This is a genomic window from Flavimarina sp. Hel_I_48, from assembly GCF_000733945.1.
In the GTDB taxonomy this organism is placed as follows: Bacteria; Bacteroidota; Bacteroidia; order Flavobacteriales; family Flavobacteriaceae; genus Leeuwenhoekiella.
Genome location: NZ_JPOL01000003.1, coordinates 186,454 through 205,340, shown reverse-complemented (window position 1 = coordinate 205,340; position 18,887 = coordinate 186,454). Strand labels below are relative to the sequence as shown.

19 protein-coding genes are annotated in these 18,887 nt (G+C 40.0%); 8 read left to right on the top strand and 11 right to left on the bottom strand.

The features are described 5' to 3' along the window. Positions 1-57: 57 nt before the first annotated feature. The 6 genes from P162_RS16805 to P162_RS16780 form a co-directional block, all read right to left on the bottom strand. Positions 58-2,280, bottom strand: a complete 2,223-nt coding sequence (locus P162_RS16805; protein ID WP_031429069.1) for an NADP-dependent isocitrate dehydrogenase — start codon at positions 2,278-2,280, stop codon at positions 58-60. Between the two features lie 894 nt (positions 2,281-3,174). After that, positions 3,175-3,531: a 50S ribosomal protein L19 gene (gene rplS / locus P162_RS16800; RefSeq protein WP_031429067.1), complete on the bottom strand. Its 357-nt coding sequence runs from the start codon at positions 3,529-3,531 to the stop codon at positions 3,175-3,177. Between the two features lie 217 nt (positions 3,532-3,748). Beyond that, the gene (gene trmD / locus P162_RS16795) at positions 3,749-4,423 is read right to left on the bottom strand and encodes a tRNA (guanosine(37)-N1)-methyltransferase TrmD (RefSeq protein WP_031429066.1); all 675 of its coding nucleotides are present in this window, start codon (positions 4,421-4,423) and stop codon (positions 3,749-3,751) included. A 158-nt stretch (positions 4,424-4,581) separates the two neighbouring features. Next, positions 4,582-5,181, bottom strand: coding sequence for a hypothetical protein (locus P162_RS16790; protein WP_031429064.1), 600 nt, complete (start codon positions 5,179-5,181; stop codon positions 4,582-4,584). A 105-nt stretch (positions 5,182-5,286) separates the two neighbouring features. Then, positions 5,287-6,492, bottom strand: a complete 1,206-nt coding sequence (locus tag P162_RS16785; RefSeq protein WP_031429062.1) for a DUF748 domain-containing protein — start codon at positions 6,490-6,492, stop codon at positions 5,287-5,289. A gap of 295 nt (positions 6,493-6,787) precedes the next feature. After that, positions 6,788-8,185 carry a trypsin-like peptidase domain-containing protein gene (locus P162_RS16780; RefSeq protein ID WP_031429060.1) on the bottom strand — a complete coding sequence of 466 codons (1,398 nt, stop codon included), beginning with the start codon at positions 8,183-8,185 and terminating at the stop codon, positions 6,788-6,790. Between the two features lie 138 nt (positions 8,186-8,323). Here P162_RS16780 and dapF point away from each other — a divergent pair, with 138 nt between their 5' ends. The 5 genes from dapF (at position 8,324) to P162_RS16755 (ending at position 12,174) form a co-directional block, all read left to right on the top strand. Next, positions 8,324-9,094 (top strand): diaminopimelate epimerase, encoded by a 771-nt coding sequence (gene dapF, locus P162_RS16775; RefSeq protein ID WP_031429058.1) that lies wholly within the window; start codon positions 8,324-8,326, stop codon positions 9,092-9,094. Then, positions 9,085-9,624 carry a GNAT family N-acetyltransferase gene (locus P162_RS16770; RefSeq protein WP_031429057.1) on the top strand — a complete coding sequence of 180 codons (540 nt, stop codon included), beginning with the start codon at positions 9,085-9,087 and terminating at the stop codon, positions 9,622-9,624. The genes dapF and P162_RS16770 overlap by 10 nt, the downstream gene beginning before the upstream one ends. Further along, positions 9,614-10,657, top strand: a complete 1,044-nt coding sequence (gene mltG, locus P162_RS16765; protein ID WP_031429055.1) for an endolytic transglycosylase MltG — start codon at positions 9,614-9,616, stop codon at positions 10,655-10,657. Before P162_RS16770 ends, mltG begins: the two co-directional genes overlap by 11 nt. A 166-nt stretch (positions 10,658-10,823) precedes the next feature. Further along, complete coding sequence (locus P162_RS16760) at positions 10,824-11,468, top strand: hypothetical protein (RefSeq protein WP_031429053.1); 645 nt, start codon at positions 10,824-10,826, stop codon at positions 11,466-11,468. Positions 11,469-11,979: 511 nt separating this feature from the next. Continuing rightward, positions 11,980-12,174, top strand: coding sequence for a cold-shock protein (locus P162_RS16755; protein ID WP_031429052.1), 195 nt, complete (start codon positions 11,980-11,982; stop codon positions 12,172-12,174). A 93-nt stretch (positions 12,175-12,267) separates the two neighbouring features. Here P162_RS16755 and P162_RS16750 read toward each other — a convergent pair whose 3' ends face one another. The 5 genes from P162_RS16750 to P162_RS16730 form a co-directional block, all read right to left on the bottom strand. Then, on the bottom strand, positions 12,268-14,592 hold the full coding sequence (locus P162_RS16750) for an FdhF/YdeP family oxidoreductase (RefSeq protein ID WP_031429050.1): 2,325 nt from the start codon (positions 14,590-14,592) through the stop codon (positions 12,268-12,270). 9 nt (positions 14,593-14,601) lie between these two features. Next, complete coding sequence (locus tag P162_RS16745; RefSeq protein ID WP_031429049.1) at positions 14,602-14,976, bottom strand: DUF7009 family protein; 375 nt, start codon at positions 14,974-14,976, stop codon at positions 14,602-14,604. 116 nt (positions 14,977-15,092) lie between these two features. Continuing rightward, positions 15,093-15,950, bottom strand: coding sequence for a formate dehydrogenase accessory sulfurtransferase FdhD (fdhD, locus tag P162_RS16740; protein ID WP_241077819.1), 858 nt, complete (start codon positions 15,948-15,950; stop codon positions 15,093-15,095). Next, the gene (locus tag P162_RS16735) at positions 15,889-16,494 is read right to left on the bottom strand and encodes an NTP transferase domain-containing protein (RefSeq protein ID WP_051908131.1); all 606 of its coding nucleotides are present in this window, start codon (positions 16,492-16,494) and stop codon (positions 15,889-15,891) included. Before P162_RS16735 ends, fdhD begins: the two co-directional genes overlap by 62 nt. 199 nt (positions 16,495-16,693) lie before the next feature. Further along, positions 16,694-16,936: a hypothetical protein gene (locus P162_RS16730; protein WP_031429045.1), complete on the bottom strand. Its 243-nt coding sequence runs from the start codon at positions 16,934-16,936 to the stop codon at positions 16,694-16,696. A gap of 283 nt (positions 16,937-17,219) precedes the next feature. On the opposite strand from P162_RS16730, the gene P162_RS16725 reads away from it, so the two are divergent. The 3 genes from P162_RS16725 to P162_RS16715 all read left to right on the top strand — a co-directional run bounded on the left by P162_RS16725 (position 17,220) and on the right by P162_RS16715 (position 18,879). Further along, complete coding sequence (locus tag P162_RS16725; RefSeq protein WP_031429043.1) at positions 17,220-17,564, top strand: hypothetical protein; 345 nt, start codon at positions 17,220-17,222, stop codon at positions 17,562-17,564. Between the two features lie 36 nt (positions 17,565-17,600). Next, positions 17,601-18,086, top strand: a complete 486-nt coding sequence (locus P162_RS16720) for an HAD domain-containing protein (protein WP_051908129.1) — start codon at positions 17,601-17,603, stop codon at positions 18,084-18,086. A gap of 115 nt (positions 18,087-18,201) precedes the next feature. Continuing rightward, positions 18,202-18,879 (top strand): metal-dependent hydrolase, encoded by a 678-nt coding sequence (locus tag P162_RS16715; RefSeq protein WP_031429038.1) that lies wholly within the window; start codon positions 18,202-18,204, stop codon positions 18,877-18,879. Positions 18,880-18,887: the final 8 nt, after the last annotated feature.

Below are 18,887 nucleotides of genomic sequence, written 5' to 3'. Positions count from 1 at the left end.
AAAAACCGCCTGTGGTGCAGGCGGTTTGTCACTAATTGAATATTATTGCTTTATAATTTACGAACCCATCATGGCATTAAAAGTCGCACTTGGCCTCATGGCTGCGCTCACTTTTGCGGCATCGGGAAGATAATAACCCCCTAGATCTACCTCATGACCCTGAGCGTCTAAAAGCTCCTGAAGGATTTTCTCCCTATTGGTTTCCATTTCGCTTGCGATTTCGGCAAATTCTACCCGTAGCTGTTTATCTTTATCTTGTTCCGCTAGTGCTTGCGCCCAGTAAAGCGCTAAGTAAAAATGACTACCGCGGTTATCTAGTTCGTTGACCTCACGGGAAGGTGATTTCTTATTGTTCAGGAACTTGATCGTTGCAGCATCCAGCGTTTCGCCTAAGATGATAGCTTTTTCGTTGTCATTCTTCTCCCCGGCATGCTCTAAAGATACGGCCAGCGCCAAAAACTCACCTAAAGAATCCCAGCGCAAATGACCTTCTTTTGTGAACTGTTGTACGTGTTTAGGAGCAGAACCTCCCGCGCCTGTTTCAAAAAGTCCGCCGCCTTGCATTAAAGGTACTATGGAAAGCATCTTTGCACTCGTCCCAACTTCCAGAATAGGGAAGAGGTCTGTATTGTAATCCCTTAGCACGTTACCGGTTACAGAAATTGTGTCCTTACCGTCTTTCACGCGCTCCAGTGTAAAGCGGGTCGCTTTCACGGGGGACATGATCTGAATATCCAGACCTTCGGTGTTGTGATCTTTGAGATATGTATTTACTTTTTTAATAACTTCAACGTCATGCCCGCGTTCTTCATCTAACCAGAAAATAGCGGGATCTCCAGTTGCGCGTGCACGGGCGACAGCCAGTTTTACCCAGTCTTGAATAGGTGCATCTTTGGTCTGGCACATTCTCCATATATCCCCCTGTTCTACAGTGTGTTCCAGAAGGGTATTACCATCAGCATCTTTTACACGCACGGTACCTGCCTGTGCTATTTCAAATGTTTTGTCGTGAGAACCATATTCTTCGGCTTTTTTTGCCATCAGACCCACATTGGGAACCGTTCCCATGGTAGTGGGATCAAAAGCCCCGTTTTCTTTACAAAAATCAATGGTTTCCTGATAAATACCTGCATAACTGCTATCTGGTATAACCGCTTTAGTATCCTGAGAATTGCCCTTCGCATTCCACATTTGTCCGCTATTGCGTATCATCGCTGGCATAGAGGCATCTATGATCACATCACTGGGAACATGAAGATTTGTTATTCCCTGATCAGAATTTACCATAGCAAGATCTGCCTTGCTATTTATAGTATCCTGTATTGCTTTTTCAACTTCACTTTTCTTATCCGCGGGAAGTTTTTCAATATCATTGAGAAGATCAGCCAGTCCATTCTTGGCATCAACACCTACACTTTTTAGATCTTCACCGTATTTTTCAAAAACATCAGCAAAGAAGACGCGCACCACATGACCAAAAATAATAGGGTCTGAGATCTTCATCATAGTCGCCTTCAGGTGAACCGAAAAGAGAATGTTTTTTTCCTTGGCATCTTCCAGCTGTTCTTTTAAGAAGTGAAGAAGGGCGCTTTTACTTAAGACAGTAGCATCTATAACTTCCCCTTCCTGTAGTTTCAGATCATTTTTAAGTATTGTTTCCTTACCGGAAGCATCCTCAAGCACAATATCCACAGTGGTGGCATGGTCCAGGGTCACTGATTTCTCATTCGCCCTAAAATCGCCGCTGCTCATTGTTGCCACATGCGATTTGCTGCTAGGCGACCATTCACCCATACTATGCGGGTTCTTTCGTGCATATTCTTTAACCGGCTTTGGTGCCCTACGATCTGAATTTCCTTCTCGTAAAACCGGATTTACAGCACTTCCCAGAACTTTTGCGTAGCGCTTTTTAAGTTCCTTTTCCTCCTCGGTATTCGCATTTTCAGGATAACCGGGAATATCATATCCTTTTTCCTGAAGTTCTTTGATCGCCGCGATCAGCTGGGGAATAGAAGCACTAATGTTTGGTAATTTAATAATATTGGCTTCCGGTTTGGTAACCAGTTCGCCCAGTTCACCTAAGGCATCGGTCATTTTTTGATCTTCGTTGAGCTTCTCTGGGAAATTAGCAAGAATTCTCGCAGCCAGGGAGATATTTTTGGTTTCTAGCTCAATATTAGCTGCTTTGGCAAATTTCCTGACGATGGGAAGAAAAGAATGAGTAGCCAGGGCAGGCGCCTCATCTGTTAATGTATATGCTATTTTTGATGTTGTAGACATAAATAAATTGTTCTTAAGGAGTAAATTAATGCAACAATAACGAGACTCAAGATCGTTTCAATCATTGTTAATTCAGAATCGCAAATATAGGATTTTTAAGGTTATTTCGATGTAAATTTGCAGTCTTAATGCGGTTTATGTGCGTTTTACAATAAAACCGACGCATTTTTATTATATGCATAAAAAAAGCCATATCACTGTACAAAGTACGTTGATATGGCTTCTAATGGTTTGATTTTTTACCGGCGAACCCCTAAAGTTCTCTCAAACGGGAAAATTACTGCCCGTACCGTAAATCAAAGCATTGGGATGACTGACTTTTTTAAGATCAGCAACATCCTGAGTTTGACTTTTATGAAAGAAAGTAACATGGGTTGATTTTTATATTGTTTTCTAGAGGAAAGACCCCTAACTAAAATTAAAAATCAAAAGTTGCTTTTTACCACGAACGTGGATTCTTCAAAAAGTCAAGTATACATATTCCTGGTTTGATCTTATATACATAAAATTCAAGACAGGAATATCAGAACGTTAATTATGTATTGCTAATAATTATAAGACTAAATTAAAACTTAACGCAAACGTTTGCAATGATTTTAGAATATATTTAACACACTGGGATCAAACTTGTTAGGGCGAATATAATTGATGAAAATAAAAAAAATCGACAAGGAGTTATTTATAACGTTGAATTACGTTATTACAAAATTGATATGAGTACTTTTAAATAGAACTACAATATTAATTGTTAAAATATTCTATTGTAAATATTCAATAGATTCTAGAAGAAGTATAAGTTTTGCACTGTAATTTTTTCAAAAGGCTATTCTTAGATAGAAGACATAAAAAAACCTCTCCAGGGAGAGGTTTTTGATTTCCGCTTCTGCGAAAGTCTTATTTTCTGACTTCTTTGATCCTTGCTTTTTTACCAGTAAGGCCTCTAAAGTAATAAATACGTGATCTACGTACTTTACCTTTTTTATTGATCTCAATTTTTTGAAGTGCAGGTAGGTTGATAGGGAATATACGTTCTACACCCACGGTACCAGACATTTTGCGAATGGTAAAGGTTTTAGTAGAACCGCTACCGCGCAATTGAATTACAACGCCCCTAAAAAACTGGGTACGTGTTTTTTCACCTTCACTAATTTCGTAATACACAGTAATGGTATCACCAGCTCCAAAATCTGGAAATTCTTTTGAATTTTCAGTAACATATTCGTCCTGGACGAACTTAATTAAATCTTCCATTTTACAGGATTTTGATTGTTTGCTAGAGGCAACATTCGCGATTATCGCCAGAGGTTGGTTCTATAAGGGCGCAAATATACATATTATTCCCTAGTACACAACATGATGCTTATTTTTTTTTAATTCAGATTATTTTCACAGAAATTGAAGTTCAGAATACCCAAAAAATGCTCCTTTTTAGTCAATTAATTGACTATAAAAGAACAAAAATCAGCCATTATTCCAATAAATCTGGCCTTCTTTCCTGCGTGTGTTTGTAGGCCTGGTCCTCACGCCATTCTTCAATTTTAGGGGTGTTCCCCGAAGTTAGGATTTCGGGTACTTCCCAACCTTTGTATTCGGCAGGTCTTGTATAAATAGGGGGAGCCAGCAAATTATCCTGAAAAGAATCAGTAAGGGCAGAGGTCTCATTGCCTAAAACACCAGGAATGAGGCGTATAATCGCATCACAAAGTATAAGAGCGCCCAGCTCGCCACCGCTAAGTACATAATCACCTATTGAAATTTCGCGCGTGATAAAATGATCGCGTACGCGCTGATCTACTCCTTTATAATGACCACATAAAATAATGATATTTTCAAGGGTAGAAATTTGATTGGCCATTCCCTGATTCAGCGTTTTACCGTCTGGCGTCATATAAATTACCTCATCATAATCCCTTTGCTCCTTTAGGGCGCTTATGCATTTATCTATGGGTTCAATCATCATCACCATACCTGCACCACCACCATACTGGTAGTCATCTACCTGATTGTAATTTCCCAGGGAATAATCGCGTAAGTTGTGCAATTGAATATCCACGAGCCCTTTTTCTATAGAGCGTTTCATAATAGAGGCTTCAAAGGGACTGGTCAAAAGATCTGGAACTACGGTTATGATATCTATGCGCATAGGAAAGTGTATGTTTTGAAAAGGGTTGCCACGGAAGTATTTATCGGCAAAAGTAGCCAATTATTGTTCGTCATGTATTCCGGATGTTTGCTGTACACAAAAAAAAACCGTAGCGAAAGCCACGGAAGTATTCTTTTTATGCTCCTAAAAGCTTGTTTTTAAGGCTTTTTGATCCCTTTATTGCGTTCATCCTGCAATTGTCTTCCAAGACGCTGCTCCTTTTCAAGGGATTTTTTTCTGAAATCATCGTACTCATATTCCACTTCGCCAAGTTTTTTGCGGGCAGCGATCGTATGCGCATTACTTCCGCGGTAGCGAATTATAAAAAACACGAGTGCCAGGGCAAGAATACCTACAATGGCCCACATTAAGGTCTTGTAACCCGCTTTGCTCATCTGGATTCCCAAAAAGCTTATGGAAGCAACGTTCGCACGTGTTTCCTCAAGGGTATTCTTGGTTTCTTTCAGGGAGCTTTTTAGCGAAGCTATGTTGTTATTGCGTTCTTCCAACTGATCGTCAAAGGTGCTTACCTGAACCTTAAATGCATTGAGGCTGTCCTGTGTGTTGCTTTGCAGGCGGTCTAAGGTGGTTCTTTTAACAACTTTATATTCCTGAAAGTTGTTGGAACTCTCCTTCATATCCTCAAATTGCTGATTGATGGTGTTCGGTTTTTGCTCCGTTTCGGGAGTTTCCTGGGCGGTCGCAAGGTGCAGGCCTCCTAAAAGGGCAAATGCCAGTAAGTGGGATTTTATGCGCATAGTATGTTTAATTTTTTTTGCGTTTGATGCAAAAACGGCCCATTGAAGGCAGTATTGTAAATTAGGCGGCAAATTTACAAAATAATAGCTTAGCCGCGCTATTTATTACTGTTGGGAATCATCATTTTCCTTCTTGCGTTTTTCTTTTTCTGCTTCACGTTTGGCCCTGCGGTACATCCTTTTTTCTTTACCGCTCATTTCGTCTAAATTGGCCTCTTGTTTAGCATCTTCAAAATCTATATCCTGGTCCACCTTGCCCTGAAAGGCATTGAACCATGCATTTTCAAAAATCTTAAAAACGGTCGTCCAGACCCCGGCATTCACGTTGTCTAAATTACCCTCAAGCGGTACGCGGGTTGCTAAGGTATCTGTGCCCTGGTTTTTAAGGATAAACTTGAACATTCCCACAAAACCTTCCCATATGACGCTAAGAAAGCTATCTTCTTTACTTATCAGTTTAGTGTCCTTGAGCATGGGTTTTACATATCCCTTAAGATAGGCATCTGCAATAGCGATCTCACCGTATATATCAAGTTCACCTTCTTTAAAGTCAATACCGCCATAGGCCTGGGTGAGGTCATTAATTGCGGTAATATCTGCTTTTTGTAGTGAAAAATTGATATCCATATCCGGGATTTCTTTGATAAGGTCCAGACCGCCATCAAGCCTAAATTCTCCTTTACCTATACTCACTGCGGAAGCTTCAATAGGGGAGGGCAGTTTGTCGCTCTGGCCTTTTACATTGCGCAAATTGTCTGCGTAAAGCTCTAAATTGTTGAGATACAGATCGATATTGGGATCCTCCTGAAGTTTTACAAAACCAAGTTTTCCATTATGGATTTCAAAATGGTTGATGTTGATGGGAACAAGATCTGTAAGCGCTTTCGTCCAGTCGTCTGTATCTGCATCCCCTTCTGCAGCTTCTTTCTGTTGGTCTTCAAAAATATAGGTAATCTCTGGATCAAACATGGTAATCTCACTCACGATTTTTCCTTTAAAGAGCGATTTCCATTCTATTGAAATATCCGTCTTTGGAAAATCCAGAAAAGGAACTTCAGTAGATGCGTTCACTTTATTAAGGTACATCCCATTTATTACATAAGCACCACGGTAAAGGGCTAGATCAATATCATCCACATGCCCATAGAATCCCGGTATATCTGCCAGTACGTCATTGACATAATTTTTAACCAGCGTAGGCAAATAAAACCTGAAAGCTACCAGCAGGATAAGTATGACCACTGGTAGTATATATCTTTTTTTCTTTGCACCGCGGTGTTTTCTAGATCCTTCAGAGGTAGATGCTGACATATTTAGATTTTATAATCAAAAAATTAGCAAAGCAATTTTCTCAATGCTTAAAGTTAAAATTATTCCGCAAATTAAAGGAACAGAAAATGCTTCTAAAGTTCCAAAAATAGGCTTAAATGTCCTATTTTTCCTATAAAAAGAGTAATAATCATTTGTCATATTAAAGAGATTCTGCGGAATTGCATAGTATTATATCGTTATCAACTAAAACGTGATCATAACAATTAAATTCAAAAAAAACCACGCTAAAGAATTAGTGTGGTTTTTCTTATAAACAGAGAAATCTATTTCTATTCTATTGAAATATAATCTGTTTTTGTTCGCCTCCTGGCCAAACAAATGTGATGCTTATAGGTTCAGAATCACTTTTTTCTTTTAAAAATCTTTGAATCTGCTCGATATTTTTAACCGACTCACCATCTATTTCACTAATAAGAACGCCTTTCAAGTCATAACGCGCCAGGTCTTCGCGGGTAACATTATTGATCACCACGCCGTTTGAAACGTCATAATCCTTAAGTTGCTCGCGTGCGATATCTTTGACCTCAACACCCAGTTTTTCTATTTTATATGTGCTTAATTTATAAAGCGTAACTAGTAAAGTTTTCAATTTTCCATCGCGGAGAAATTCAACCTGAACCTTATCATCAGGCCGCTTTGTATTGAGGTAACCTGATAAATCAGCAAATTTGGTAATTTGTTTCTCATCTACTTTCTTAATGATATCCCCTTTTTTTAAGCCTGCTTTTTCTGCGCCACTTCCCGGTTCTACACCACCGACATAAAAGCCCTGGCTTTCAGAAATTTCAATCTGCTCTGCAACGGTAGGATTCAATTGTGTACCAGAAACTCCAAGAATACCGCGTTGCACATTACCATATTCCATAATGTCCTCAACGATTTTACGCGCCAGGTTAGAAGGAACGGCAAAGGCATACCCTACATAACTACCGGTCTGCGATGTAATCGCGGTGTTGATACCTATAAGTTCGCCATTAATATTTACCAATGCGCCACCGCTGTTACCGGGATTGATCGCGGCATCTGTTTGAATAAAAGATGATGGATTACCGCTAAATTCACCAAGATCCCTGGCTTTTGCGGAAATTATACCCGCAGTGACCGTACTGGTAAGATTAAAAGGATTTCCTACTGCAAGTACCCACTCGCCTAAGCGCGTCGCTTCTGAATCGCCAAAGGGAAGGTAGGGTAGGTCTTCTTCTGCCTCAATTTTAAGTAATGCGATATCCGCTTTTGGATCAGCACCTATTACTTTAGCTGTATAGGTTTGGTTGTCGTTCATGGTTACCTCAAGTTCGCTGGCACCATCTATGACGTGATTATTGGTCACAATATAACCATCCTGGGAGATCACAACCCCGCTACCAGTACCGGCCAATCCTTTTTCTATTTCCCCTCCACCATGAAAATATTCCTGCATGTTTCTGGGCCTGCGCGCTACCTGAACGTTTTTTACGTGTACCACGGCATGTACGGTGCGGTCTGCCGCTTCGGTAAAATCTGCATTTGTACTGCTAAGGGGGCCGCCTTTAAACGTTACGGGCAGGGTTGTAATGGGCTGGGATTCTATTGTGGTAAAAGGCACTTTTCCATCTTCAAAATAATGATAGGTGCCCAGTGAAGTTGCTCCGCCAAGAATGGCAACGAACAACATTTTTGCAAAATTCTTCATAGTCTAAATTGTTGTTTCTATTTAGTATAACAGTTAAAAGACTTGATATCGTGTAGGGTGTTGCAGGATTAACGCATATTTAACGAATAAGAAAACCCATTAAAAATTGTATTTTCGCAATTCATTCAAAATAAAAAAATGCCATTACCTTTCTACAAATATCAAGGTACGGGTAACGATTTTATAATGATCGATAACCGTATGGAATCCTTTTCCAAAAATGATACCAAACTTGTTCAAAAGCTTTGTGATCGCAAATTTGGAATAGGGGCAGACGGCCTGATCCTTTTGGAGAATCATGAAGAGCTTGATTTTACCATGGTTTATTACAATGCAGATGGGACCAGCTCTATGTGCGGCAACGGTGGCCGGTGTGTAGTCGCCTTCGCCCACCAACTTGGCATAATTGAAAAAAAGGCACATTTTGAAGCCATAGATGGGCCGCATGAAGCCTTTATTAAAGAAGGGCAGGTACACCTTAAAATGAATGATGTAAACCAGATAGTAGAACGGGACAATTATATATTTATAAATACGGGTTCGCCACACCATATTGAATTTAGGGAGAACCTTAGTGCGCTGGATGTAAAGAAAGAAGGAAGCGAGATTCGATATTCCTCCTTATATGGTCAGGCCGGTAGTAATATAAACTTTGTCGCCCAGCAGGGTTCAGAATTTAATGTGCGCACCTATGAACGCGGTGTTGAAGATGAAACACTGAGCTGTGGTACAGGGGTTACCGCGGTGGCGCTGGCAATGCACCATCTGGGAAAAACCGACAAAAATGAGGTAAAAATCAACGCTGAGGGCGGAAAATTGACCATTTCTTTCCATAAATCTACCACAGGGTATGATTCTATTTATCTTATAGGGGCCGCTAATTTTGTATTTGAGGGATTATGGCCATAACACTAAAAGGAAAACAACTTTATTTGCGCGCTCTCGAGCCTGAAGATCTCGAGTTTATACACCAGATCGAAAATGATGAAGAACTATGGGAATTGAGTACTACACTTACTCCGTATTCCCGTTTTATCATTAAACAATATTTGAAAAATGTGCATCGCGATATATTTGAAGTCAAGCAACTTCGCCTTGCCATTTGCAAGATTGATACACAGGAAGTACTGGGTATGATTGATTTATATGATTATGATCCCAAACACCATCGCGCGGGCGTGGGTATTATAATCACCAGCAGCGCAGAACGGGGCAGGGGCTATGGTGCAGAGGCCTTGCAGCTTATCACTACCTACAGCTTTACACACCTGGATATGCATCAACTGTATGCCAATATCCTGGATGGCAATGACCGCAGCATAAAACTGTTTGAAAAAATGAATTTTAAGTCCGTGGGAGTCCTAAAGGACTGGAAACGCATACGCGGAAGCTATAAAAACGAACATTTATACCAATTGATAAATACTGATGTACATTAAAAAAATACTACTGGCCGTTGCCTTACTGGGATTAGTGGGTGCCGGTATTTTTGCATATACCATTTATACCTCACTTTTTTCTCCGAACACTACCTTCAATAATGACGAGGCGCATGTTTTTATAAAAACCAATGCTACGTATAACGATGTAAGGAACGCGTTGAAACCACTGCTTGAAGATATGGAATCTTTTGACGAGGTGGCCAGCCGTAAGGGGTATGTAAATAATATTTCCGCAGGTCATTTTATTATCACAAAGGGGAGCAATAACAACGAGATCGTAAATGCCATACGCAGTGGTAATATTCCCATTACCATTTCTTTTAACAATCAAGAACGGATAGAAAACCTGGCTGGTCGCATTGCAGAACAGTTGGAAGCAGATAGTTTGTCACTTGTAAAGGTCTTGCGGGACTCTACATTCCTGAGACAGCAGGGGCTCAATGAAAATACGGCACTTACGCTTTATCTTCCCAATACCTATGAATTTTACTGGAATACAGATGCGGAAGGTTTCCGGGATAAAATGGTACAGGAGCACAAACGTTTTTGGAATACTCAAAAAATAGCGGCGGCAAAGACCGTGGGTTTGACCCTTACAGAAGTGTATACCCTGGCTTCCATCGTTCAGAAGGAAACCGTTAAGGCAGATGAACGGCCACGCGTAGCTGGAGTATATCTAAACCGGTTCAACAATGGCTGGAAACTGGACGCAGACCCCACCGTCATTTACGCTGTAAAAAGAAATGCAGCCAATTTTGATCAAATTATCAAACGTGTACTTTATAAGGACCTGGAAACAGATTCACCTTACAATACCTATAAGTACAAAGGTTTGCCCCCTGGGCCCATTACCATGCCAGATCTTTCTGCAATAAATGCCGTTTTAAGCCCAGAAAAACACGATTTCTATTATTTTGTCGCAGATGTTTCCAAACCTGGTTACCATATGTTTGCAAAAACGCTAAGCCAGCACAATGCAAACCGACAGCAATATATACGGTGGATCAACGCCCAGGGTGTAAACCGTTAAAGTATTGTTTTATGAGGGTTTTAAATTTGTTATAGCGGTAGTATATAGTACCATATGATTTACCTATAAAGGTTTGTAAATCATATATTTAAAATTTTTAGTATATTTGCATAGTGAAATAGGAAGGTAACAATTTTGCATCGCCAGGCTTTCCGAAAACAAATCTATGACGAAAAATATACTTAAATTAGCTGCAGTACCTTCCGTATTTGGACTTGTGTCCATGAGTTTATCGGTAAAGGATTCCGGGGATTTCAAAGAATATTCAACGGATGGTCTTGATCTTTCTTACACCGTTCCAGTAGAGGACGATGTAGAACCCCATGACCTTGATGTCACCAATTTTGCAAATGTAGGAACTTCATTTGCAGGATTTAAAGAAGCTCTGGGTTTTAAGGAATCCCGCAATGATTATTCCCGTATCAATAAGTTTGGTTATTTGGGGAGATATCAGTTCGGCAGGAGCACACTCCTTTTACTAGGTATAAACGATACAGAAGATTTTATAAACAATCCCGTATTACAGGATAAAGCATTTATAGCCAATTTAGCACGTAATAAGTGGGTGCTTCGCAAGGATATAAAGCGTTTTGCCGGTAAAGAGGTCAACGGTGTGCTGGTTACTGAATCTGGTATTCTTGCAGCGGCCCATCTTGGTGGACCGGGCAGCGTAAAAAGATACTTAAGATCTGGCGGCGTGGATGGATTTCGGGATGCTTTCGGTACTTCACTAAAAAGTTATATGAAAAAATTTGGCGGTTATGACACTTCCTTCATAGAAGCAGATCATTATCCCAAAGTCGAAATTTAATTGTGAAAGTTGATCAAAAAGATCTGAGATTAAACGACTTGTTCAACTAATTTCCCATCCAGATCAAACTAATTTAATTTTGAATTAAAATCTATAGTATTCAACTGCGGTAATTATACACCGCAGTTTTTTTTTAACTTTTATTAATTATAATAGCGTAGTAGTTTTATTTAAGGGAATCTATTGATCTCGTGGTCATTAAATTTTTAAAATAAATTTAAATCTCCGTTTTTCTATAGATCATTAGGTAAAAGTATTCCAATTTGAATATTCTTTTAAACATAAGAATAGATTAACACTAATTTGTAGGTGGTTTGTATTATTTGCCGTAATATTGCGGTAAATACAATAAGGTTTGGTAATGATATTTTGTATTTTATTGAAAGCTCTAACGTTTTAAAAAGTTTTAGATAAAATCAATACTCAACATCTTTAAATTTTTTAATTGACTGAATAAATGAGTTTTATAACCAAATTTTTAAATAAATTAACCAATAATAAAAATATTACAATGAAAGAAGGCAAAGTTAAATTTTTTAATAACGCAAAAGGTTTCGGATTTATAAAGCCAAGTGATTCTGGTGAAGAGATTTTTGTACATGCAACTGGTTTGATCGACGAAATTCGTGAGGATGACCATGTTGAATATGAGACTGAAATGGGCAAAAAAGGCCTAAACGCTGTTAATGTGAGACTTATCGACTAATACTCTTTTTATAGAGTTAAAAGAAAGGCCGTCTGTAAAGACGGCCTTTCTTTTTTTATACCCTTTTCTTAAAAGCCTATTCGGTTAAAACTGCTACTCGTGTTTCTCTCCTTGAGCACGAACATGTTTTACTATTTTGATTACAACAGATTTTGAGGTAGGCTGATTGCTCTTATCTGAAGTGGATTCTATGGGTACAAGTACATTGGCCTCTGGTAAATATGTTGCTACAGATTGCTGTGGAATGTTGTAGGGAACAACGACGAACTTAGGAGCAATACGTTCCTTACCGTCACTATAATTGTAGAGATCTACCAGATCTTTCTCCTTAAGACCAAGTTTCACTATATCCTTGGCATTCATAAAGATTACACGACGTTCATTATAAACACCGCGATAGCGGTCATTTAAACCATAAATGGTGGTGTTATATTGATCATGGCTACGTATGGTCATCATCATGAATTCATCCTCTTTAATGGGATGAGCTTCCACTTTTCTAACATTGAAATGCGCCTTGCCCGTATCTGTTTCATAGGTATTGTGCCGTGCTCCATTCGGTAAATAGAATCCGCCCGGCTGGCGTACTTTTTTGTTGTATTCTGAAAATCCGGGTATACAGGCGGCAATGCTCTCCCTAATCGCGTCATAATGATTTAAGTAGCTATCCCAGTCTACCACAGAATCTTTTAAGGTTGCTTTTGCCATTTTACAAACGATATACGGTTCGCTAAGCAATTTATCTGAAATAGGGGTGAGGCTACCACGTGTACTGTGCACCACTCCCGTAGAATTCTCCACTGATAAAAATTGAAGTTCGTCATCTATAAAATCCTTATCCGTCCTACCGTAGCAGGGTAGGATAAGTGCTTCTTTACCGTGTACCAGATGACTTCGGTTTAATTTTGTGGAAACCTGAACGGTTAGATCACATTTTCTCAATGCCTCTGCGGTATAAGCAGTATCTGGTGTAGCCAAACTAAAATTACCACCCATTCCAAAGAATACCTTCGCTTTGCCCTTGTGCATTGCTTTTACACTTTTTACGACATCATAACCATCTTCCCGTGGCGGATTAAAGCCAAACTCTTTTTCAAGGCTATCTAGCAATTCTTTTGACGGTCTGTCAAAAATACCTACGGTACGATCTCCCTGTACATTGCTATGGCCGCGTACGGGGCAAGCGCCTGCACCTAACTTGCCTATACTTCCTTTTAATAGGAGAATATTCACAACCTCTTTTATCGTGTACACAGCGTTCTTATGCTGCGTGAGGCCCATGGCCCAACAGATAATTATTTTCTTCTTTTTGCACAAAATAGCGGCCGTTTCCCGTAACTGCTCCAGTGGAATTCCGCAAATAGGAAGCAAATCTGCGATGTTTATGGTGCGCAAATGTTCAATGTACGCCATTGAACCATCTGTCTTCTCATTTATAAAGTCCTGATCAAAGACACTGCCCGGATTTTTATCTTCTTCTTCAAGCATTAATATGGCAAGCGCCTGCAAGAGTGCCAGATCTCCGTTTATCCTGACCTGAAGGTAAACATCTGTAAGTTTTGTGCTTGCGCCCAGCATCCCTTTGACTTCCTGAGGGTTGCTAAAGGAAATAAGCCCTGTTTCTACAATCGGATTTACCGAAATGATAGTCGCTCCATTGCGTTTGCCTTTTTGTAGCGCACTGAGCATACGTGGATGGTTGGTACCTGGATTCTGGCCCATGATCATAATGACCTCTGCCTGATAAAAATCCTCTAATTTCACCGTTCCCTTACCTATACCAATGCTTTCGCTAAGCGCGGTACTGGTACTTTCATGGCACATATTGCTACAATCTGGCAAATTGTTTGTACCGTATTCACGAACGAATAGCTGATAAAGAAAAGCAGCTTCGTTGCTGGTACGGCCCGAAGTATAAAATATTGCTTCATCGGGACTTTCAAGTGTATTTAAATGTTTCGCGATAAGGGTAAAGGCAGCGTCCCAACTTATTTCTTCATAGTGCGTTCCTCCTTCCGGAAGGTACATAGGTTGGGCAATACGTCCATTTTTCCCTATTTCATAATCAGAAAGAAGCGAAAGATCGTAAACGCTGTGCTTTGCAAAGAAATCAGCTTCAACCTTTTTTGACGTGGCTTCTTCGGAGATTGCTTTTGCCCCGTTTTCACAGTATTCTGCAACTTTACTACGCTCATTATCGGGATCTGGCCAGGCGCAACCGGGGCAGTCTATACCGTCTTTTTGATTGAGGTTGAGCAATGCTTTGCCACCGCGTACAGGTCCCATAGCGTCAAGTATATGTTTCATGGAAACCAATACCGCTTTTGCGCCTGCTGCTGTTTCTTTATGCGTACCGGTATGAATACCCGTCAACTCTTCTGAAGTCAGCGCCCTGGATTCTTTTTCTTCTTTTTTCATATCTTTTTTTTAACGCAACTTTTCTGCCATGGGATTGGGGTAATTGTCAGATTGATCTTCCCGGTTGTCATCCATACACACGAAGTCTTTTTCCAGTAGCAGCAATAATTCTTTTCCGTTTTCTAAAGGCATATTATGTTCAAAACCAACCTGCTCAGAATCCAACCATTGTGTTGCATAAGTATCTGGCAAATATAAGGTTATCCTATTTTCAATAAAGTATGCCTCTAAGTTCTCTATTCCCTCTTTAGTACAAACAGAATAGCGAAACTGGCCTGAATTAAAATCGGTTTCTTCTTCATAATGACCCTGTTTGCAAACCTGTTCGACCTCAGAACGGGTTAAACGAAAGCGTATGGAATTTTGTTTAATTCTAATTTTCATGGTATCTGTTTTAATCCCTTTTACAAGATTTTTAGCCAAGTCTTCTGCTGAAATCTTACCCGGATATTCCGTTATTTATTGAATACTTCGCTACAAAATAGTCGGCGTGATTTATATTAATGATCCATTTCAACTGCGTGTTCTGCAAGAATCCTTTCCTGCCCGCAATAGATATTATACCGGTTCTCATATAGAAAACCTATAAGGGTCATGTTGAACTCCATTGCTAATTTTACGGCCAGGCTGGACGGCGCGCCCACCGCCATTACCACCTGTATTCCTGCCATGGATGCTTTTTGAATCAGTTCAAAACTTGCCCTCCCACTGAGCAACAGCAATTTGTCATCAAGGGGCAGGTTGTTTGCTTTAAACGATGCGCCCAGTAGCTTATCAAGCGCATTGTGACGGCCCACATCTTCACGCAAATCCAGCAAATTCCCGTGGATATCAAAAAGTACGGCTGCGTGTAAGCCTCCGGTTTTATCAAAAACCTCCTGACGTGCCCTTAAAATTGCGGGAAAGGTTTTGATCAGTTCAGGATCTACCTTAAGCGGTTTAGGGTTCAAATCAAGCTGACACACGGTTTTGATCGCATCTATACTGGATTTACCACATACCCCGCAACTGCTGCTGGTGTAAAAATGGCGTTCCAACTGGCTCAAGTCCAGCGTTTCTGAATTTCTCAAAAATACGTTGACCTTGTTTTCACTAACGAGCACTTGCTCCACCTGTTCGGGAGTTGATAGGATGCCTTCGGTGAATAAAAATCCCACTGCCAGATCTGCATCGTGACCGGGGGTGCGCATTGTGATCGATATGTTTTTATTGAAAATGGGCGGTGTGGCCTTTAATACACTGATGCTGATCTCAAAAGGTTCTTCCACCGCAAGAGTATCTGTAGTATATTGAATTTCACTCGCTTTGACCTTCACGATTTCCTTCCGAAAAACCGAGCTTTCTTGTGATTCTTTCATAGTCATTCTTTGTATCTGCACTCGTGTACGCGTCCCCATCCACAGGAATTATATGACACGGATTGTTCTTAAGTATTTTCTGAAGCGAAAACTGTTTTTTCAGCACGTTTTCTTTCAGTAATAAAAAAAAAGAGCACTCATAAATAGCCAGGGTAGGGATCAAAAAACCAGTATTTTTATCCTGAAAAACGGTTGCAAAAACCGTTTTATCACGTTCTTTTAGCAATTTTTGAATATGAACTTTTGAAATCATTGGATAATCGCAACCCATACAAAGCCAGGAACATTCATAAGTTTCAAAAGCGCTCAGGAGACCGGTCATGGGGCCCATATTTTTATGCAGGTCCACAATGTACTTATAATCCGCTTTCTGCGCTTGCTCTTTCCGAATGGATATAAAAGCTTTTATTCCTAAATCTTCTAATTGGCTGGCGGTATGAAATTGCTGGGGGAGTTGATGATAGCAAATATTAGCTTTGTCTACCCCCATACGTTCCGACTTCCCACCGGCAAGTACGAGTCCACGGAGCTCTTCTGAGTCCATTTTATGTCAATTTTTATTTAAATGTACGATATCTGGATTGTTTTCATGCCTTCAAAAACTGAAAAGGTTTTGAGTAGGTTCAGAAAAATAACAATCAAACGAAAATGAAAAAAACCTGTTTACAGATGCGTCTTGCATCCATAAACAGGTTTTTAGTATTCTACTGGCAGGCTGAGACTGCCAAAGTAGTATATACTGCTTAGCTATTAACCTTTTGCGCTTCGCGCTCCACAGTATTTTTAGCTTTATCGTAATTTTCAACAACTGCATCTTCCGCACTGGCATAAGCATCTTTCATCTTGTTGCCCGCTTCGTTTATTTTACTTTTGATACGTGCTTTTTCTTCTGGGCTTGCATTGTTATATACCCACCAGGCAGCCACGCTTCCTGCTGCAATACCTAACAAGGCTAATAATCCTGTTTTTGTGTTCTTGGATGCCATAATTTTGTTTTTTAAAATGAGTATCAAAGGTTGTGATATTCTAATAAGGATGAATATGTTTTAGTAAAAATTTAATAGTAATGAGCGATTTTTAGCCTTTTTTAGGCTATTTTCCGCTAGTTTCGGTCATTTTTGACAATAGGTATAACTTTTAGTAAAACTGCCTTTAGTTGGGTGCTGTTTTATCTTTCCCAAACTAGCTGAATCTTGGCGGGAATTAGTTCCGTAGTGATAAACAAGATTTTAGTTCATTTAAAAAATAAGCAATATAAATCATCTTAAAATGCCCATTATCGACCTTAAAACAATAGAAAACCTACTTAATTCAGGAAATTTGCAACTTATTGCCACACAGGAAAAGCTGAGTTTGCCCATTTTACAACGGCTTTGCGCTAAAATGAAAGCGGGCGTGAAGTTTGATGAGATACATATTAAAGACAATCGTATTGTAGATGGTCACCATCGCTATGTGAGTGCCGCCCTTACCAATATTACTTTAGGCACAGCCGAATGGAAAATCGCGAGATCTGCCATAGATTATCCCTGGGAAGAAGTGATCATAGAAACCATGGACTGGGACACCACTGCAGAAGTTGAACATTTTAAAGCCACCGATGTCAAAAAATAATCAAAACAGAATAGTGCAAACCCATAGCTTAAAATCATGGTAATTTTACTGGATATAGACGGCGTAATGGTTCCTGCAAGCACCTGGAAACGACCTGAATTTGAGTCGGACGGTTTTCCGAAATTCAGTCCACGGGCGGCAAAAAGCCTGCAGCAAATTTTAAGCGAAACAGCCGCAGGCATCGTGCTTACCACTTCGCATAAGGACAACTACACCATTGCACAATGGGAACAAATGTTTGCGGTACGCGGTTTTTCAGAATTGGCCATTCAAAAGTTGGCCCCTAACGATACCCGCTTAAACAGAAAAGAGGAAGTACTGCGGTGGTTGTCACAAAATTCTACGCAAAAACGTTTTGTCATAATTGACGATGACAAAGTATTGAACAGTTTGCCTTTATCCTTGCGGCCCAGGCTGGTACAGACCAGTGCCACACTTGGCCTTACTCCAGAGCTGGCCGAAGCAGCGATTGACATATTGAACGGACCTGAATTTATCCCTTCGGAAACATTGGAGGGGTAAGTAGTTGTAAACAGTTATAATTATTCCATTTAGGGTTTGGCCTTTCCATTTTTTGATAGTCCATTAACAGTGAAGATCAGCTTAAATCCTTAAACTCGTGGAAATATAAAAAACTATGAAAATTACTTATTACGGACAAAACAGTTTCACCCTTGAAATGGGAGGGAAGAAAATACTTGTTGATCCTTTTATCACCCAGAACGAACTCTCAAAAGATAAGATAGATATCATGCAGCTGGAGGCGGATTATATCTTCCTTACCCATGCGCATTTTGATCATACCCTCGATGCTGAGGCGATCGCAAAAAATACAGGGGCGACCATTGTGGCAAATTTTGAGATTTACCAGCATTATACAGACAAGGACCTAAAGGCGATGCCACTCAACCCTGGCGGCCAGCGGGAGTTTGAATTTGGAAAAGTAAAATGTGTAAATGCCATTCATACCAGCAGTTTCCCTGACGGAAGTTATGGCGGGATTGCCAGCGGCTTTATATTTATGGGTGAAAAAAACATCTACGTTGCCGGTGACACCGCATTGACAATGGACATGCAGCTTATCCCTAAATGGGCAAAAATAGATCTTGCCATTTTACCTATAGGCGATATTGTGACCATGGGAGCAGATGACGCGATTATAGCAAGTGATTTTGTACAATGCGATCGTGTTATGGGAGTACATTACGATGCGCTGCCCTTTATAGAAATTGATCATAAGGAAGTGAAGGAAAAATTCAAGAAAGCTAACAAGCAACTTCATCTTGTGGAAATAGGGGCAACCTTAGAAGTTTAAATTTTCAG

Bases quoted from the DNA above. Each gene is read 5' to 3' on its own strand.
- P162_RS16805 (WP_031429069.1), bottom strand. From the start codon at position 2,280: ATGTCTACAACATCAAAAATAGCATATACATTAACAGATGAGGCGCCT.
- P162_RS16735 (WP_051908131.1), bottom strand. From the start codon at position 16,494: ATGGACTCAGAAGAGCTCCGTGGACTCGTACTTGCCGGTGGGAAGTCG.
- P162_RS16785 (WP_031429062.1), bottom strand. From the start codon at position 6,492: ATGTCAGCATCTACCTCTGAAGGATCTAGAAAACACCGCGGTGCAAAG.
- fdhD (WP_241077819.1), bottom strand. From the start codon at position 15,950: ATGAAAGAATCACAAGAAAGCTCGGTTTTTCGGAAGGAAATCGTGAAG.
- P162_RS16790 (WP_031429064.1), bottom strand. From the start codon at position 5,181: ATGCGCATAAAATCCCACTTACTGGCATTTGCCCTTTTAGGAGGCCTG.
- P162_RS16760 (WP_031429053.1), top strand. From the start codon at position 10,824: ATGACGAAAAATATACTTAAATTAGCTGCAGTACCTTCCGTATTTGGA.
- dapF (WP_031429058.1), top strand. From the start codon at position 8,324: ATGCCATTACCTTTCTACAAATATCAAGGTACGGGTAACGATTTTATA.
- P162_RS16780 (WP_031429060.1), bottom strand. From the start codon at position 8,185: ATGAAGAATTTTGCAAAAATGTTGTTCGTTGCCATTCTTGGCGGAGCA.
- P162_RS16770 (WP_031429057.1), top strand. From the start codon at position 9,085: ATGGCCATAACACTAAAAGGAAAACAACTTTATTTGCGCGCTCTCGAG.
- P162_RS16750 (WP_031429050.1), bottom strand. From the start codon at position 14,592: ATGAAAAAAGAAGAAAAAGAATCCAGGGCGCTGACTTCAGAAGAGTTG.
- rplS (WP_031429067.1), bottom strand. From the start codon at position 3,531: ATGGAAGATTTAATTAAGTTCGTCCAGGACGAATATGTTACTGAAAAT.
- P162_RS16730 (WP_031429045.1), bottom strand. From the start codon at position 16,936: ATGGCATCCAAGAACACAAAAACAGGATTATTAGCCTTGTTAGGTATT.
- trmD (WP_031429066.1), bottom strand. From the start codon at position 4,423: ATGCGCATAGATATCATAACCGTAGTTCCAGATCTTTTGACCAGTCCC.
- P162_RS16745 (WP_031429049.1), bottom strand. From the start codon at position 14,976: ATGAAAATTAGAATTAAACAAAATTCCATACGCTTTCGTTTAACCCGT.
- mltG (WP_031429055.1), top strand. From the start codon at position 9,614: ATGTACATTAAAAAAATACTACTGGCCGTTGCCTTACTGGGATTAGTG.
- P162_RS16715 (WP_031429038.1), top strand. From the start codon at position 18,202: ATGAAAATTACTTATTACGGACAAAACAGTTTCACCCTTGAAATGGGA.
- P162_RS16725 (WP_031429043.1), top strand. From the start codon at position 17,220: ATGCCCATTATCGACCTTAAAACAATAGAAAACCTACTTAATTCAGGA.
- P162_RS16720 (WP_051908129.1), top strand. From the start codon at position 17,601: ATGGTAATTTTACTGGATATAGACGGCGTAATGGTTCCTGCAAGCACC.
- P162_RS16755 (WP_031429052.1), top strand. From the start codon at position 11,980: ATGAAAGAAGGCAAAGTTAAATTTTTTAATAACGCAAAAGGTTTCGGA.